This is a genomic window from Viridibacillus sp. NPDC096237, assembly GCF_050278625.1.
GTDB lineage: Bacteria > Bacillota > Bacilli > Bacillales_A > Planococcaceae > Viridibacillus.
The window spans coordinates 437,945-453,065 of the sequence record NZ_JBNNTI010000001.1 but is presented as its reverse complement, the minus strand read 5'-3'; the positions used below and the strand labels follow the sequence as shown (position 1 = coordinate 453,065).

17 protein-coding genes and 1 other annotated feature are annotated in these 15,121 nt (G+C 37.1%); all 17 genes read left to right on the top strand.

Annotation, left to right across the window (positions count from 1 at the left end; genetic code table 11):
• Positions 1-5 precede the first annotated feature (5 nt).
• The 17 genes from ACQKMD_RS02335 to pyrR all read left to right on the top strand — a co-directional run bounded on the left by ACQKMD_RS02335 (position 6) and on the right by pyrR (position 15,111).
• Entirely contained in the window at positions 6-725 is a 720-nt protein-coding gene (locus tag ACQKMD_RS02335) for a DUF881 domain-containing protein (protein ID WP_427749088.1), read from the top strand.
• A 3-nt stretch (positions 726-728) separates the two neighbouring features.
• Entirely contained in the window at positions 729-1,085 is a 357-nt protein-coding gene (locus tag ACQKMD_RS02330) for a small basic family protein (RefSeq protein ID WP_427749087.1), read from the top strand.
• A 109-nt stretch (positions 1,086-1,194) separates the two neighbouring features.
• Entirely contained in the window at positions 1,195-2,472 is a 1,278-nt protein-coding gene (gene ftsA / locus ACQKMD_RS02325) for a cell division protein FtsA (protein WP_427749085.1), read from the top strand.
• A gap of 49 nt (positions 2,473-2,521) precedes the next feature.
• Positions 2,522-3,685 (top strand): cell division protein FtsZ, encoded by a 1,164-nt coding sequence (gene ftsZ, locus ACQKMD_RS02320; RefSeq protein WP_427749083.1) that lies wholly within the window; start codon positions 2,522-2,524, stop codon positions 3,683-3,685.
• 179 nt (positions 3,686-3,864) lie between these two features.
• Positions 3,865-4,695 (top strand): sigma-E processing peptidase SpoIIGA, encoded by an 831-nt coding sequence (locus ACQKMD_RS02315; RefSeq protein WP_427749081.1) that lies wholly within the window; start codon positions 3,865-3,867, stop codon positions 4,693-4,695.
• Entirely contained in the window at positions 4,695-5,423 is a 729-nt protein-coding gene (gene sigE, locus ACQKMD_RS02310) for an RNA polymerase sporulation sigma factor SigE (protein ID WP_427749312.1), read from the top strand. The genes ACQKMD_RS02315 and sigE overlap by 1 nt, the downstream gene beginning before the upstream one ends.
• A gap of 94 nt (positions 5,424-5,517) precedes the next feature.
• A complete protein-coding gene (sigG, locus tag ACQKMD_RS02305) occupies positions 5,518-6,303 on the top strand; it encodes an RNA polymerase sporulation sigma factor SigG (RefSeq protein WP_038183877.1) in 786 nt (261 codons plus the stop codon).
• An 85-nt stretch (positions 6,304-6,388) separates the two neighbouring features.
• A complete protein-coding gene (locus tag ACQKMD_RS02300; protein WP_427749079.1) occupies positions 6,389-6,622 on the top strand; it encodes a PRC-barrel domain-containing protein in 234 nt (77 codons plus the stop codon).
• Between the two features lie 83 nt (positions 6,623-6,705).
• Positions 6,706-7,395, top strand: a complete 690-nt coding sequence (locus ACQKMD_RS02295; protein ID WP_427749077.1) for a YggS family pyridoxal phosphate-dependent enzyme — start codon at positions 6,706-6,708, stop codon at positions 7,393-7,395.
• On the top strand, positions 7,395-7,898 hold the full coding sequence (locus tag ACQKMD_RS02290) for a cell division protein SepF (protein WP_427749075.1): 504 nt from the start codon (positions 7,395-7,397) through the stop codon (positions 7,896-7,898). Before ACQKMD_RS02295 ends, ACQKMD_RS02290 begins: the two co-directional genes overlap by 1 nt.
• 24 nt (positions 7,899-7,922) lie before the next feature.
• Positions 7,923-8,189 carry a YggT family protein gene (locus ACQKMD_RS02285; protein WP_427749074.1) on the top strand — a complete coding sequence of 89 codons (267 nt, stop codon included), beginning with the start codon at positions 7,923-7,925 and terminating at the stop codon, positions 8,187-8,189.
• A 70-nt stretch (positions 8,190-8,259) separates the two neighbouring features.
• Positions 8,260-9,048 carry an RNA-binding protein gene (locus ACQKMD_RS02280; RefSeq protein WP_427749072.1) on the top strand — a complete coding sequence of 263 codons (789 nt, stop codon included), beginning with the start codon at positions 8,260-8,262 and terminating at the stop codon, positions 9,046-9,048.
• A 98-nt stretch (positions 9,049-9,146) separates the two neighbouring features.
• A complete protein-coding gene (locus ACQKMD_RS02275) occupies positions 9,147-9,656 on the top strand; it encodes a DivIVA domain-containing protein (protein WP_427749070.1) in 510 nt (169 codons plus the stop codon).
• A gap of 50 nt (positions 9,657-9,706) precedes the next feature.
• Positions 9,707-9,934: a binding site (T-box leader), on the top strand.
• A gap of 47 nt (positions 9,935-9,981) precedes the next feature.
• Positions 9,982-12,750, top strand: a complete 2,769-nt coding sequence (gene ileS, locus ACQKMD_RS02270; RefSeq protein WP_427749068.1) for an isoleucine--tRNA ligase — start codon at positions 9,982-9,984, stop codon at positions 12,748-12,750.
• A gap of 221 nt (positions 12,751-12,971) precedes the next feature.
• The gene (gene lspA / locus ACQKMD_RS02265; RefSeq protein WP_427749066.1) at positions 12,972-13,451 is read left to right on the top strand and encodes a signal peptidase II; all 480 of its coding nucleotides are present in this window, start codon (positions 12,972-12,974) and stop codon (positions 13,449-13,451) included.
• A complete protein-coding gene (locus ACQKMD_RS02260) occupies positions 13,448-14,362 on the top strand; it encodes an RluA family pseudouridine synthase (protein WP_427749064.1) in 915 nt (304 codons plus the stop codon). Before lspA ends, ACQKMD_RS02260 begins: the two co-directional genes overlap by 4 nt.
• Positions 14,363-14,571: 209 nt before the next feature.
• The gene (pyrR, locus tag ACQKMD_RS02255) at positions 14,572-15,111 is read left to right on the top strand and encodes a bifunctional pyr operon transcriptional regulator/uracil phosphoribosyltransferase PyrR (RefSeq protein WP_053417522.1); all 540 of its coding nucleotides are present in this window, start codon (positions 14,572-14,574) and stop codon (positions 15,109-15,111) included.
• Positions 15,112-15,121: the final 10 nt, after the last annotated feature.

Below are 15,121 nucleotides of genomic sequence, written 5' to 3'. Positions count from 1 at the left end.
ACAGATTGAAGCGTAAAATGCATATACCTTTCATCAGCGTTTTGTTCATTATTGGATTTATGTTAGCGATGCAGTATAACACGGTGAAAAACCCACAACAACGTGATACACGTGATTTATGGGATATTCGCAGAGAATTATCGCTAGAAAAGCAACTTCATTCAGAACTGTTAGCAAACATTCAGCAGTTAAATGCAACGATAAGTAAATATGAGAATGTAGAAAATGATAGCCCAGATCGCATATTGAGGGAAACAGTTCAAGGACTGAAACAAGAAGCGGGATTAACGACAATAAAATCTCCTGGGTTAGTGCTAAGAGTTGATGCTTCAACAGAAGCGAAGATATTAGGACAAGCAGTGCCAAATATCTCACCGGATTTATTAGTGAAGCTTGTCAATGATATTAATCGTTTTAAGGGTAACGCAGTCGTAATTGATGGTAAGAGAATCGTACAAACAACAGCGATTCGTGATATTAATGGACATACAACTGTTAATAGTTTAGCTGTTCGAACACCACCATTTATGATAACTATTAGTACAAGTACTTTAGGGGATGCTAAAAAACTTGCAAGTTATCTGGACGCTTCATCTATTGCAGATGACTTTTATATTGATAATTTAACTTTATCAATTGGAAAACCACAAAATAAGGTAACATTAGGTGGATTTGATCAATCTTTTCACAATAAATATTTATCAGAAAAGACAAAGGGGGAATAGGATTTGTGGTTACCGTTACTTGGTTTACTATTAGGTATTTCCCTTGGTCTGTTAACTGATGTTCAAATACCTACTGTTTATGAAAGTTACTTATCCATTGCAGTCCTTGCTGCTTTAGATACTCTCTTTGGTGGGATAAGAGCACAATTACAACGAGTATATGATGATTATGTATTTGTGACAGGCTTTTTCTTTAATATTGCACTAGCAGCAGGATTGGCATTTTTAGGAGTTCACTTAGGTGTTGATCTTTATTTAGCAGCTGTTTTTGCTTTTGGAGTACGGCTTTTCCAAAATATTGCTATCATTAGAAGGATATTATTATCAAAATGGAATGATAAAAAAGCAAAATCATCTTAAAAAGCAGTCTAATAGAAGGAATTTTTTCGAAAAAACAGGAATTTATTTAGACAAGTTACTCAATTTACAATAGAATATTGTTAAGAGTTGTTGAAGGAGGTGCCACAGATTGAATCACTCAGAATTATATGTATCACTAGATATAGGATCATCATCCATTAAAGTCGTTATTGGAGAAGTAAATAATGAGACTTTACATGTAATAGGAGTAGGGAATGTAAAATCTACTGGCATTCGTAAAGGTAGTATTGTAGATATAGATGCTACAGTACAATCTATTAAAAAAGCGGTCGAACAAGCCGAAAGAATGATAGGGATGACTATTAATAAAGTTATTTTGGGTATTCCTGCCAATCAGGCTATGCTTCAGCCTGTTAAAGGGGTAGTTGCTGTTAATAGTGACAACCGTGAAATAGGAGATGAGGATTTAGATCGCGTTATGGAATCGGCACAAGTGATGTCAATTCCGCCAGAGAGAGAGCTAGTCAATTTAGTTCCTAGACAATTTATAGTAGATAATTTAGATGAAATCAAAGACCCTCGAGGTATGATTGGCATCCGATTAGAAATGGATGGTACATTAATTACTACTTCTAAAACGGTCCTGCATAATGTACTCCGGTGCGTTGAAAAAGCGGGATTGGATATACAACAAATTTACTTACAGTCACTTGCTGCAGGTGAATTTGCATTAACAGAAGATGAAAAGAACCGAGGCACTGCATTTATTGATATTGGCGGTGGTTCAACAACAATTGCTGTTTTCAAGGATGAACATTTCACACACACAGCTGTTATTCCAGTAGGTGGAGAACATATTACGAAAGATTTATCGATTGTATTAAAAACACCGACAGAACAAGCTGAGAAGATTAAAATTGACTATGGACATGCATTTTACGACGACGCTTCAGAAGATGAACTTTTTGAAGTGCCAGTTATTGATGGAGATACAAAGGAGCAATTTAGTCAGAGGTACATATCCGAAATTATCGGTGTTCGATTGGAAGAATTATTCGAATTGATAATCGACGAGTTGTATCGGATGGGTATTCAAGATTTACCAGGTGGCGTAGTATTAACTGGTGGCGTTGCCAAATTAGAAGGTATTTCTCAACTAGCTCGCCATGTGTTACAAACGAGAGTAAGAGTTTACACGCCTGAATATATTGGTGTAAGAGAACCTGAATTTACATCAGCAGTAAACTTAATCCGTTATGCATATATGGAATCTGAGTTTCTCGGAGATTATAGCGATGACAAACCGCTAGGACCAATTCAAAATACAGAGTCAAATACAAAAATACCAGCCGCTTATGATACACAAGAGCAAAAAGAAGGCGTAGTTGGTAAGGTTCGGAGTTTCTTAACCAAATTTTTAGAATAATATAGGCGGCTTTCTCTACACACAATGAGCTAAATTAGGAGGAATAGAGATGTTAGAATTTGATACAGATATCGAACAACTAGCAGTTATTAAAGTAATCGGCGTTGGCGGCGGCGGTAACAATGCAGTCAATCGTATGATTGAACATGGTGTACAAGGTGTAGAATTCATTGCCGTGAATACAGACTCACAAGCATTAAAACTATCGAAAGCTGATGTGAAATTACAGATTGGTAGTAAATTGACACGTGGTTTAGGTGCAGGAGCAAATCCAGAAGTAGGGAAAAAAGCTGCTGAAGAAAGCAAAGAACAATTAGAAGAAGCATTGAGCGGAGCAGATATGGTATTCGTCACTGCAGGTATGGGTGGCGGTACTGGTACAGGTGCAGCTCCTGTCGTTGCTCAAATTGCTCACGACTTAGGTGCATTAACAGTAGGGGTTGTAACACGACCATTCACCTTCGAAGGCCGTAAACGTCAATCGCAAGCATATGGCGGTACAACTGCAATGAAAGAAGCAGTTGACACTTTAATCGTTATTCCAAATGATCGTCTACTTGAAATTGTAGATAAAAACACGCCAATGTTAGAAGCATTCCGTGAAGTAGATAATGTACTTCGTCAAGGTGTACAAGGTATTTCTGATTTAATCGCAACGCCTGGTCTTATTAACTTAGACTTTGCAGATGTTAAATCTATCATGTCTGATAAAGGTTCAGCATTAATGGGAATCGGTATTGCATCTGGTGAAAACCGCGCAGCAGAGGCTGCTAAAAAAGCGATTTCAAGTCCATTACTTGAAACATCGATTCATGGAGCAAAAGGTGTCCTTATGAATATGACTGGTGGCTCGAACCTTGGTTTATATGAAGTAGGAGATGCTGCTGATATTGTAGCTGCTGCCTCAGATGAAGATGTGAACATTATTTTCGGTGCGGTTATTAATGAAAATTTAAAAGATGAAATAATCGTAACAGTTATTGCTACTGGATTCGCAGATGATGAAATGCCTGTAGACACGCGTTCAGCTGGTCGTGGAGGAATCGGTGCTGGTCGTCCTGCTACTGCTGCTCCTCAACAACAAAGTCGTGAAGTAAGACAAGAAGAAGTGAAAGTACATCAAGAGCCTGTGAGACAAACACAAACTTCACAATCTCAAGATGATGCTTTAGATATTCCTACATTCTTACGTAATCGACAAAAGAGACGTTAATTGAAAAATGGAACTTGCCCACACAACTTATTGTGTGGGCTTTTTATTTTGTGAAAAAATATCTAAAAAAAAATGTCAGTATACACTTTTTTCTGTCGCAAATTTTTTGCAAGTTCACTTCACGGTTTGACATTTTTTGAAGTTGTCGGATGTTAACCTTTCAGTAGGGAGGCGATGTCATGTACGGAGAAGTGATCTTAGCGCTCAATACAATTTTCAATTACATTGTCTTGTCCTTTACAAGTAAAATAGGTGCATTACAAGTGTCGAGAAAAAGATTGTTGTTAAGCGCGCTAATAGGTGCATGCGTCGTTGTCTTTATTGGTCAATCTGTTATACCTATGATTTTTGCTTTTGTCATGATGACAATTAGTGCTTTTGGATTTCACTTTAAGAAATGGTTCAAAAGTTCTATTATTTGCATTGTGGCTGCATTATTTGCAGGTGGTTTATTGACTGCGCTCGAGCCACTATTTTTCAAAATGCCAACTGTCTATTTCGCTTCGACAAGTAGCATTATCGCAGTTGCCGGGCTTGTTCTATTACAAAATAGATGGACGGTTAGTAAACAGCAATCGCTTGAGCGTGGGCTTGTATTTGATACGACAATGACGTTTCAAGGGGTAAGCTGGAAGTTAAGTGGATTTATCGATACAGGTAATAGTTGCATCGAACCATTAACTGGAAGGGCTGTTCATTTTATTGCTTGGCGCTCGTTAGAAGATCGTATTGATGTTGTGCTAAAAAATGCACTACAAAGTTGGCAATCATCTAATCCTTACAAATTATCGATGTTCCCGAAAGAGCTACAAAGTAAGCTAACGGTTATTCGATTCTCAACTGTACAAGAGCAAACGGTTTATGGAATCGCGTTCCGTTTTGATCAGTGGGAGGTACACGGGGAAGATGGTTTCTTTATCGCACCAGGTTTTTTTGTACTTACAAGGGAATCAGATCATTTCCCACAGCAGGTAGATGTCATTTTGAATGTCTCAACGCTTTGTCAATAATGATGGAAGGGGTTTTTTACATGATTCGTAAATTTTGGCACTGGCTACAGCAGAAGTTCGCTACTTGGAGAACGAAGGGTACTTTTTATATAGGAAGTCATGAATCGCTGCCTGTACCATTGAAAAAAGAGGAGGAGAAGGAAGTTATTGCGGCGTTTATGCGAGGAGATATGAGTGCTAGAGATACATTAATTGAACGTAATTTGCGTTTAGTAGTCTATATTGCTAGACGTTTTGATAATTCGAATACACCAATTGAAGATTTAATCAGTATAGGCTCAATTGGATTAATAAAGGCAATAGAAACATTTAATACAGAAAAAAATATCAAACTCGCTACATATGCTTCTAGATGTATCGAAAATGAAATTTTAATGCATTTGAGAAAAACTAGTCGAACTAAAGGTGAAGTGTCACTAGATGAACCGCTCAATTCAGATGCAGATGGTAATGAATTATTATTATCGGATATTTTAGGAACGGACGAGCATATTATTACGGATAATGTTGAAAAAAAAATCGAGCGCCAGCATATGTTTCAAGCGATTCATATATTGGAAGAACGCGAGCGCTATATTATGGAGTGCCGCTTCGGATTAAACGGCAGAGAAGAGATGACGCAAAAGGAAGTTGCTGATCATCTCGGTATTTCACAATCTTATATTTCTCGTTTAGAGAAGAAAATTATTCATGAATTACGTGAAAATTTAAATCAACCAACTATGTGATGGTTGAAATTGGTCATTTTTCCACCGCATATTCTGCGACTTAACGGACAAACTGAACTTACAACAAAGAAAGAAACGTCCGGAGGAAATGACTATGCGAACAAAAGTGGATTTATGCGGTGTAGATACTGCAAAGTTACCTGTATTAAAGCATGAGGAAATGCGTCAGTTATTTATCCAATTGCAAAGTGGCCAAGAGGAAGTAAGAGATCAGCTCGTTATGGGCAATCTACGTTTAGTGCTCAGTATTGTAGGGCGTTTTGCATATCGTGGTGAACAGGCTGATGACCTGTTTCAAGTCGGCTGTATTGGTTTATTGAAATCAATTGACCATTTTGATTTGTCTCATAATGTGCGATTTTCAACCTATGCAGTGCCTATGATTATTGGGGAGATTCGCAGGCATTTGCGGGACCATCACCCACTGCGTGTTGCTCGTTCCTTGCGTGATATTGCCTATAAGGCAATGCAGGCTAAAGAACAATTTATCAATGAGCAATTACGTGAACCTACTTTATCTGATTTAGCGCGTATGACAGGCTTGCCACAAGAAGATATTTTATTTGCTTTAGATGCAATTCAAGAACCAATGTCACTGCATGAACCGATTTATTCAGATGGTGGGGATCCAGTTTATATGATGGATCAACTTAAAGACAATGCAGTTTCTGAAGAACGATGGTTGACATATGTAACCATGAAAGAAAATGTGATGAAGCTAGATGAAAGGCAACAAAAAATCTTAGCAAAACGTTTTTATTATGGTGAAACGCAAACTGAAATTGCAAACGAATTAGGAATTTCGCAAGCGCAAATTTCAAGACTAGAAAAAAGTGCAATCAAAACAATTCAAAAGCAAATATCACAATACGATAATTAATAACTATGGCAAAGACGTATCAAACTCTAAAAGTTGATGCGTTTTTTGCTATTTCCCTTCATAGACTGTGTTAGGAGGGATGTAGATGAGATTTTCTGATATCCAAAGAAAAGAAATTATTGAAGCAGGCAATGGCCGTTTTTTAGGATTTGTACTAGATGCAGTATTGTCGGAGGAAACGGGCTTAATTGAAGCATTCGTAGTATCCGAACCGAAGAGATTCTTTCAATTTTCACAAAGTGATAATGATGGAATGAAAATTCGTATAGAAGATATTCTTGTAGTTGGGAAGGATGTCATATTAGTCAAAGCACGATAGTCAAATGTATGACAATTCATTGATAATTCATGCGTTGCTTGGTACAATAAGTTAACAAGTATCTTTGAAAAGATGGGAAAAAAATGACTTCAATTATAAATAACTTACAAGAAATTCAGCTAAAGATTGAAAAAGCAGCAAACAGGGGAGATAGACAAGTAGAGGGTGTATCAATTATCGCAGTTACAAAGCAAGTGTCTACTGAACGAGCTATTGAAGCGCTAGATGCAGGGTTAAATCAATTAGGCGAAAATCGACCGGAAGGCTTGTTAGAAAAGAGAGCAACAATTACCGATCGTGCTGTATGGCATTATATTGGGTCAATGCAAACACGGAAAGTTAAACAAGTCATCGATAAAATTGATTTTCTACACTCTTTAGATCGTCTTAGTTTAGCAGATGAAATTGAAAAAAGAGCAACTCGTATTGTGAATTGTTTTGTACAAGTAAATGTCTCAGGCGAAGAATCAAAGCATGGTCTACAACCGGAAGAAGTTATACTATTTATCGAGCAATTATCGCAATATTCTCATATCCGCGTAGTGGGTTTAATGACAATGGCCCCAAATACAGAAGATCTAGAAGTAGTTCGCAACGTTTTTAAAAATCTTAAAAAACTACAATTAGAAGTCGAAAATAACGGATATGCTCACGCACCATGTCACGATTTATCGATGGGAATGTCAAATGACTATGAAATCGCTGTCGAAGAGGGTGCAACATATGTTCGGATTGGTACGGCTCTAGTTGGCACCGAAAGAAGGGATTCTTAATGAGCATGAAGGATAAAATTAAGAACTTTTTTTTACTAGAAGAAGATGATGGAGACTACTATGAGCAATCACAACAATCGCAACCACAACAGCAAGAGCAACGCCAACAAAGAGTCATGTCACAACCTGTTCATCAAGCTGTAGTAAATCAACCTGCAGTTAAAAAAGTAAGCAACAAGGAGCGACGGAATGTGGCAACTGAACATACAAATACACCTAATTTAGTGAGTATTACACAAAAGTCTTCTAAGGTTGTCTTAGCTGAACCACGTGTCTATGCCGAAGCACAAGATATTGCTGAACATTTAAAAAGCAAGCGTGCAGTCGTTGTGAATTTACAGCGTATTGATAAAGAGCAAGGCATTCGTATTATTGATTTTTTGAGTGGTACAATCTGTGCGCTTGGTGGAGATATAAAACGAATTGGCACTGATATTTTCTTATGTACACCTGACAATGTTGAAGTTGATGGGAATATCTCTGAATATTATTATGAAGACTGATCAAACTGAGGAGTTTAATAATTTATGTTTATAATAGGTACAATAATAACAAAATTAATTTCATATTATTCAATTGCGCTTATCGTTTATATTTTGATGTCGTGGATTCCATCTGCATATGAGTCTAAATTCGGTCAAATTTTAGGTAAAATTTGTGATCCGTATTTAGATATATTTAGACGTTTTATTCCACCACTAGGTATGATTGATATTTCGCCAATCGTCGCAATTTTTGCATTGAATTTGGCAAATCAAGGAGTAATAAGTTTATTTAATGGATTTTTACTCTAATTTTTTAGTCAATCTCACTCTTCCCCACAATATGAATGTGGGGTTTTTTTGTCAAGAGAGGAGGGATGTTATGGAAGAGGTATTCCAGCATTTTCGCCCAGATGAGCGAGAATTTATTGACCAAGTTGGTGGCTGGCTTATAGAAGTAGAAAATCGTTATACCCCAAAGTTAACGGACTTTCTAGATCCGCGTCAACGATATATCGTACAGTCAATCATTGGGCATCAGGGTGATATTACAATGGCTTATTTTGGTGCATTTGATGAAGCTGAGCGTAGAAGAATACTTTTATACCCATCCTATTTCGAACCGGTAGAAGAAGACTATCAAATCACAGTATTTCATTTGCGTTATCCATCTAAGTTTGTTCAGCTTGAACATCCAGATGTTTTAGGGGCGCTACTATCACTTGGTTTGGGAAGAGAGAAATTTGGGGATATAAGATTAGACAGCTCTACAGCCCAATTTGCTATTACATCTGAGATTGAAGATTATGTAAGAGCTAATCTCACTTCAATTGGAAAAGTGAAAGTAAATGTAGAATCTCTAAATTCAACTGAAAAGTTATTACCGAATGAGGAAATTTGGACGGATGAAATGATGACAGTAAGTTCGTTACGTTTAGATACGGTTATTGCATCTGTGTTTAATATTTCTCGTCAGAAATCAGCAGCGCTTATAAATAGCGGGAAAGTGAAGGTTAACTTTACTATCAGAGAAAATATATCTTTTGAATTGCATGAACTCGATTTATTATCTATCCGAGGCTTTGGAAGATTTATCATTAAAGCTATTGAAGGACGAACAAAAAAAGATAAAATTCGCATTAATATTGGTCGAATGGAAAGAAAATCATAATATTTACATTAAATTTGTTGTTTTTTCGATGTATTTACCATTAATGACCTGTATAATAGTTTACAATATATATTATGCTATAAGGGAGAGTGTAGAAAATGCCATTATCGCCTGTTGATATACATAATAAAGAGTTTACTCGTGGTTTCAGAGGTTACAATGAAGATGAAGTCAATGAGTTTTTAATGCAAATCATTAAAGACTATGAAGTTATTTTAAAAGAGAAAAAAGAGCTAGAAAGCAAATTGCTAACTTCAAATGAGCAAATTGGTCACTATAACTCTATTGAGTCTACTCTTCAAAAATCAATCGTCATTGCACAAGAAGCTGCTGAAGAAGTACGACGTAATTCTACAAAAGAAGCAAAATTGATCGTTAAAGAAGCTGAGAAGAATGCTGATCGTATTGTTAACGAAGCTCTATCTAAAGCTCGTCGTATTGCATTAGAAATTGAAGAGTTGAAAAAACAATCTAAAGTATTCCGTAATCGTTTCAAAATGATTGTAGAAGCACAATTAGATATGATTGAATCAGATGATTGGGATCATTTATTGGAGTATGAAATTGATTCAACAGAATTAGAACGCCTGGATACACCAGTTGAGTAAACGATACTTGACTGAATGCTTTCAGTTTTCTATAATGTCAACATATCAATATAAAAGTTATGATGGAGACAGTATTTTTTGAGTGCTGGACAAGCGATTCGGGGACGGTGTAAGCTCGGACTAAATACTCAATGAGGAAAATCACTCCGGAACTAGATTGCTGAAAGCAGAGTAAGTAATCTCGGCTCACACCACGTTACGGTGTCTAAGAGGCGTATGATTTATTAATGATACGCAATTAGGGTGGTACCGCGAGATAACTCCTCCTCGTCCCTTTTTTGGGATGGGGAGTTTTTTATTTGTTTTAAAAAAGAGGAGGATTTTTATGGAATACAAAGATACGTTATTAATGCCAAAAACAGATTTCCCTATGCGTGGAAACTTACCGGCCAATGAACCGAAAATGCAAGAGAAATGGGAAGAGATGGACATCAATGCAATGGTGCTAGAACGCACTAAAGACCGTCCTGCTTTCATCCTACATGATGGTCCCCCATACGCAAACGGTGATCTTCACATGGGACACGCATTAAACAAAGTTTTAAAAGATATGATTAATCGTCACCGTTCAATGACTGGCTATTTTGCACCATATGTTCCAGGTTGGGATACACATGGTCTACCAATCGAGCAAGCATTAACAAATAAAGGTGTAAACCGTAAAGAAATGACAACTGCGGAATTCCGTAAACTTTGTGAAGAGTATGCTTACGAACAAGTTGATCGTCAACGTACTCAGTTCAAACGTATTGGTGTTCGCGGTGATTGGGATAATCCATACATCACCCTAAAACCTGAATTCGAAGCGCGTCAAATTAAAGTATTTGGTGCTATGGCTGAAAAAGGTTATATCTATAAAGGATTGAAACCAGTTTATTGGTCTCCATCAAGTGAATCAGCATTAGCTGAAGCGGAAATCGAATACCAAGATATCAAATCACCATCAATCTATGTTGCATTTAATGTGAAAGACGGTAAAGGTGTTGTAAATACTGATGAAAGTTTTATCATCTGGACAACAACTCCGTGGACGATTCCAGCTAACTTAGGTATTTCAGTGAACCCAGAATTCACATATGCTGTCGTAAAAGTAGCAGATAGGAAATTTATCGTTGCTAAAGGATTGCTTGAAAAAGTAGCAGAAACGTTAGAATGGGAAAACTACGAAATCGACCGTGAAATTGCTGGGCAAGATTTAGAGTATGTTGTTGCATCTCACCCATTATATGATCGTGATTCACTTATCATGTGCGGTGATCACGTGACGCTTGATGCAGGTACAGGTTGTGTTCATACAGCTCCTGGACATGGTGAAGATGATTTTAACATCGGTAAAAAATATGATATCGGTGTTTTAAGCCCAGTCAATAACCGCGGTGTATTAACTGAAGAAGCTCCTGGTTTTGAAGGATTGTTCTATAATGATGCCAATAAAGAGATTACAAAAGCTTTAGAAGAAAAAGGTGCTCTATTAAAACTTTCATTCTTCACGCACTCATATCCACATGACTGGCGTACAAAAAAACCAGTTATCTATCGTGCGACTGCCCAGTGGTTTGCTTCAATCGAAGCATTCCGTCCAGAATTATTACAAGCAATTCGCGATACAAACTTTACACCTGTTTGGGGTGAAACACGCCTATTCAATATGATTCGTGATCGTGGTGACTGGTGTATTTCTCGTCAACGTGCATGGGGTGTTCCAATTCCAGTATTCTATGCTGAAAATGATGAACCAATCATTACTGAAGAAACAATTGAACACGTTGCAAATCTATTTAAAGAACACGGTTCAAATATTTGGTTCGAAAGAGAAGCCAAAGATTTATTACCAGAAGGATTCACGCATCCGGGTAGTCCAAATGGTGAATTCACAAAAGAAAACGACATTATGGACGTTTGGTTTGACTCAGGATCAACACACCAAGGAGTATTAGATGAGCGTCCAGAATTACGCTACCCTGCAGACCTTTATTTAGAAGGGTCTGACCAATACCGTGGTTGGTTTAATTCTTCACTTATTACAAGTGTTGCAATGCATGGGTACGCGCCATATAAAGGATTACTTTCTCATGGCTTCGTTCTTGATGGCGATGGTCGTAAAATGAGTAAATCTTTAGGTAATATTATCGCCCCTATCAAAGTAATGAACCAATACGGTGGCGATATCCTGCGTCTATGGGTTGCATCAGTTGATTATACTGCTGACGTTCGTATTTCTATGGATATCATGAAGCAAGTTTCTGAAGTGTACCGTAAAATTCGCAACACGCTACGTTTCCTTCATGGTAACGTTAGTGACTTCAACCCTGAAACAGATCGTGTAGCATATGCAGATCTTCGTGAAGTGGATCGTTTTATGTTTATGAAGTTACAAGAGGTTATTAAAGCAGTTCGCACACATTATGATAACTATGAATTTGCGGGCGTGTATCACACAATCAATAACTTCGTAGCAACTGAATTAAGCTCATTCTACTTAGATATCGCAAAAGACGTTGTATATATCGAAGGTACTGATAATAAAGACCGTCGTGCAATGCAATCAGTTATGTATGATACATTACAAGCATTATTAAAATTATTAACACCAATCATTCCGCATACTACAGATGAAATGTGGTCATATTTAGCTGATACAGAAGTAGTAAGTGTTCAATTAACTGATATGCCTGAAGCTGTTGAACATGGAGATTTTGAAGCACTACGTATGAAATGGTCTCAAATCATTACTGTTCGTAATGCAATATTAAAAGCATTAGAAGAGGCGCGTAATGCTAAAACAATTGGTAAATCATTAGAAGCAAAAGTAACTGTCTTTGCAGATGAGGTGACTACTGCTTTACTTGCAGATCAAAACATTAACTTTGCTCAATTGAATATCGTTTCTGAATTTGTTGTAGGTAGCGAAATTGCACAAGCTCCAGCAAATGCAGTAGTCGTAGAAAATGTAGCAGTACTTGTAGAAAAAGCTACAGGTGAAAAATGTGAACGCTGTTGGTCAATTTCAGAAACAGTTGGACAAAGTGAGTCACACCCAACATTATGTGCACACTGTGCGGACGTTGTAGAAAAATACTATCCAGAAGCATAGTTTAGAAAATGAGCAGCCGATAAATTAATCGGACTGCTCATTTTTTTGAAGAATAATTCTTTCGTATTACCATAGCAATTGGAGTTATGCCTTCGTAACTTCAAGAATTTATTGAAAGAGACTTTTTGTTACAAAAAGAGGTATATTATTAGTAGTTTTTTTCATTCATAGCTCTGATATGTTAAAATGATTAAGATATAGAGTAAACGGAGGATATTGCAGTGTATAAATATTATGGGCTAGCAGCTTTTGTAGTTATTATCGATCAACTATCAAAATGGAATATCGTTAAAAACATGCAACTTGGTGAAAAAATTATGCTATGGGATCCTTATTTTGGACTTCTTTCGCATCGTAATCGCGGAGCAGCATGGGGAATGTTGCAAGGACAATTTTGGTTATTTGCACTTGTTACGGTAGCTGTAATAATCGGTATTCTTTATTATTTTCATAAAGAAGCAAAAGGTAAGCCATTATTTCAAGCGAGTTTAATGTTCATATTAGGTGGAGCGATTGGTAATTTTATTGATCGTGTGTTTCGCGGTGAAGTAGTGGATTTTGTAAATGTACTAATCCCAGTTGTTAATTATGATTTCCCGATTTTTAATATTGCAGATGCAGCGCTAACAATTGGCGTTGTGATGTTGATTATTTATATGCTCTTTGAAGAGAAACTCAATCAGAAAAAGGTGAAGCAATGACAGCAGTAAGTTATACAGTAATGCAAGAATTGAATGGTGAACGTATTGATAAAGCATTTGCAGCAATGCAACAAGATTGGTCACGTTCTCAAATTCAAACTTGGTTAAAAGACGGAATCGTTATGGTAAATGATGAGCCTGTTAAAACAAAATATAAAGTCAAAGAAGGGGACGTTATTTCAGTAACGCCACCTGAGACAGAACCACTTGAAATAGTGGCGGAAGATTTAAATTTAGAAATCGTCTATGAAGATAGTGATGTGATTGTAGTTAACAAACCAAAAGGTATGGTCGTACACCCAGCACCAGGTCATGCAACTGGTACACTTGTGAATGGTCTAATGTATCACTGTCAAGATTTGTCAGGTATTAATGGCGTTGCACGACCAGGTATCGTACACCGTATTGATAAAGATACTTCTGGTTTATTAATGGTTGCCAAAAACGATAAGGCACATGAATCATTAGTACAACAACTTGTGGATAAAACAGTAACTCGTCGCTATACGGCGCTAGTTCATGGTCATATTCCACACGATAAAGGGACAATAGATGCACCGATTGGCCGTGATTCACGCGATCGTCAAAAAATGGGTGTTGTTGATAATGGAAAGCACGCTGTGACGCATTTTGCTGTTATCGACCGTTTGGGAGTGGATTACACTCTAGTCCAATGTAGACTTGAAACAGGGCGTACGCACCAAATCCGTGTCCATATGAACTATATTGGTTACCCATTAGCAGGTGATCCTAAATATGGACCGAGAAAAACACTCGACTTTGGTGGACAAGTTCTACACGCTGGTGTATTAGGCTTTATACATCCTTCAACTAGTGAATATTTAGAATTTGAAGCGCCATTACCAGCGGATTATGAAGAATTATTAAAAGAATTGAAAAGTAACTATTGACATTTTAAGTCCTAGAGTAATATACTTGTCGTAGTAAAAAATTAAATATTCACCTTTAAAGACAGTCCAGAGAGGCTGAGAAGGTATGCGTGAAATGTGGAAAATCCTTGTGATGCAAGTTTTTTTGACATATCTTAAGTACACCTATATCCTCTTGGGCTAATTGCTCAAGAGGTTTTTTTATGCCCATAATGAAAGGAGGAAAAATAATGACACAGAAGGCAGTATTGCTTGATGAACCCGCAATGAATCGTGCATTGACTCGAATAGCTCATGAAATTATTGAACGCAATGAAGGTATTGATGAGTGTATTCTAGTCGGCATTAAAACGAGAGGCGCATATTTAGCAAGAAGGCTAGCGCAAAAGATTAATAGAATTGAAGGTAAGGAAATTCGCACCGGAGAACTTGATATCACACTATACCGTGATGATTTATCAACGAAAACAGATAACGAAGAGCCACTTGTACAGCAAGTTGATATTACAGACAACGTATCAGAGCAAAAAATCATACTTGTAGATGATGTGCTATACACAGGTCGAACAGTAAGGTCAGCAATGGATGCGGTCATGGATTTAGGAAGACCCTCACAAATCCAATTAGCTGTATTAGTCGATCGAGGTCATAGAGAACTACCTATTCGTGCTGATTATGTAGGGAAGAACATTCCGACATCAGGAAATGAAAGAATCGTAGTAAACATGGTTGAAGTTGATGCTACAGATTGCGTCACAATTCACGAATAAGTAAGGAAAA

Coding starts and splice junctions, on each gene's coding strand:
- ACQKMD_RS02315 (WP_427749081.1), top strand. CDS start 3,865: ATGTACGGAGAAGTGATCTTAGCGCTCAATACAATTTTCAATTACATT.
- ACQKMD_RS02300 (WP_427749079.1), top strand. CDS start 6,389: ATGAGATTTTCTGATATCCAAAGAAAAGAAATTATTGAAGCAGGCAAT.
- ACQKMD_RS02290 (WP_427749075.1), top strand. CDS start 7,395: ATGAGCATGAAGGATAAAATTAAGAACTTTTTTTTACTAGAAGAAGAT.
- ftsZ (WP_427749083.1), top strand. CDS start 2,522: ATGTTAGAATTTGATACAGATATCGAACAACTAGCAGTTATTAAAGTA.
- ACQKMD_RS02260 (WP_427749064.1), top strand. CDS start 13,448: ATGACAGCAGTAAGTTATACAGTAATGCAAGAATTGAATGGTGAACGT.
- pyrR (WP_053417522.1), top strand. CDS start 14,572: ATGACACAGAAGGCAGTATTGCTTGATGAACCCGCAATGAATCGTGCA.
- sigG (WP_038183877.1), top strand. CDS start 5,518: ATGCGAACAAAAGTGGATTTATGCGGTGTAGATACTGCAAAGTTACCT.
- ACQKMD_RS02285 (WP_427749074.1), top strand. CDS start 7,923: ATGTTTATAATAGGTACAATAATAACAAAATTAATTTCATATTATTCA.
- ileS (WP_427749068.1), top strand. CDS start 9,982: ATGGAATACAAAGATACGTTATTAATGCCAAAAACAGATTTCCCTATG.
- ACQKMD_RS02275 (WP_427749070.1), top strand. CDS start 9,147: ATGCCATTATCGCCTGTTGATATACATAATAAAGAGTTTACTCGTGGT.
- ACQKMD_RS02280 (WP_427749072.1), top strand. CDS start 8,260: ATGGAAGAGGTATTCCAGCATTTTCGCCCAGATGAGCGAGAATTTATT.
- ACQKMD_RS02295 (WP_427749077.1), top strand. CDS start 6,706: ATGACTTCAATTATAAATAACTTACAAGAAATTCAGCTAAAGATTGAA.
- sigE (WP_427749312.1), top strand. CDS start 4,695: ATGATGGAAGGGGTTTTTTACATGATTCGTAAATTTTGGCACTGGCTA.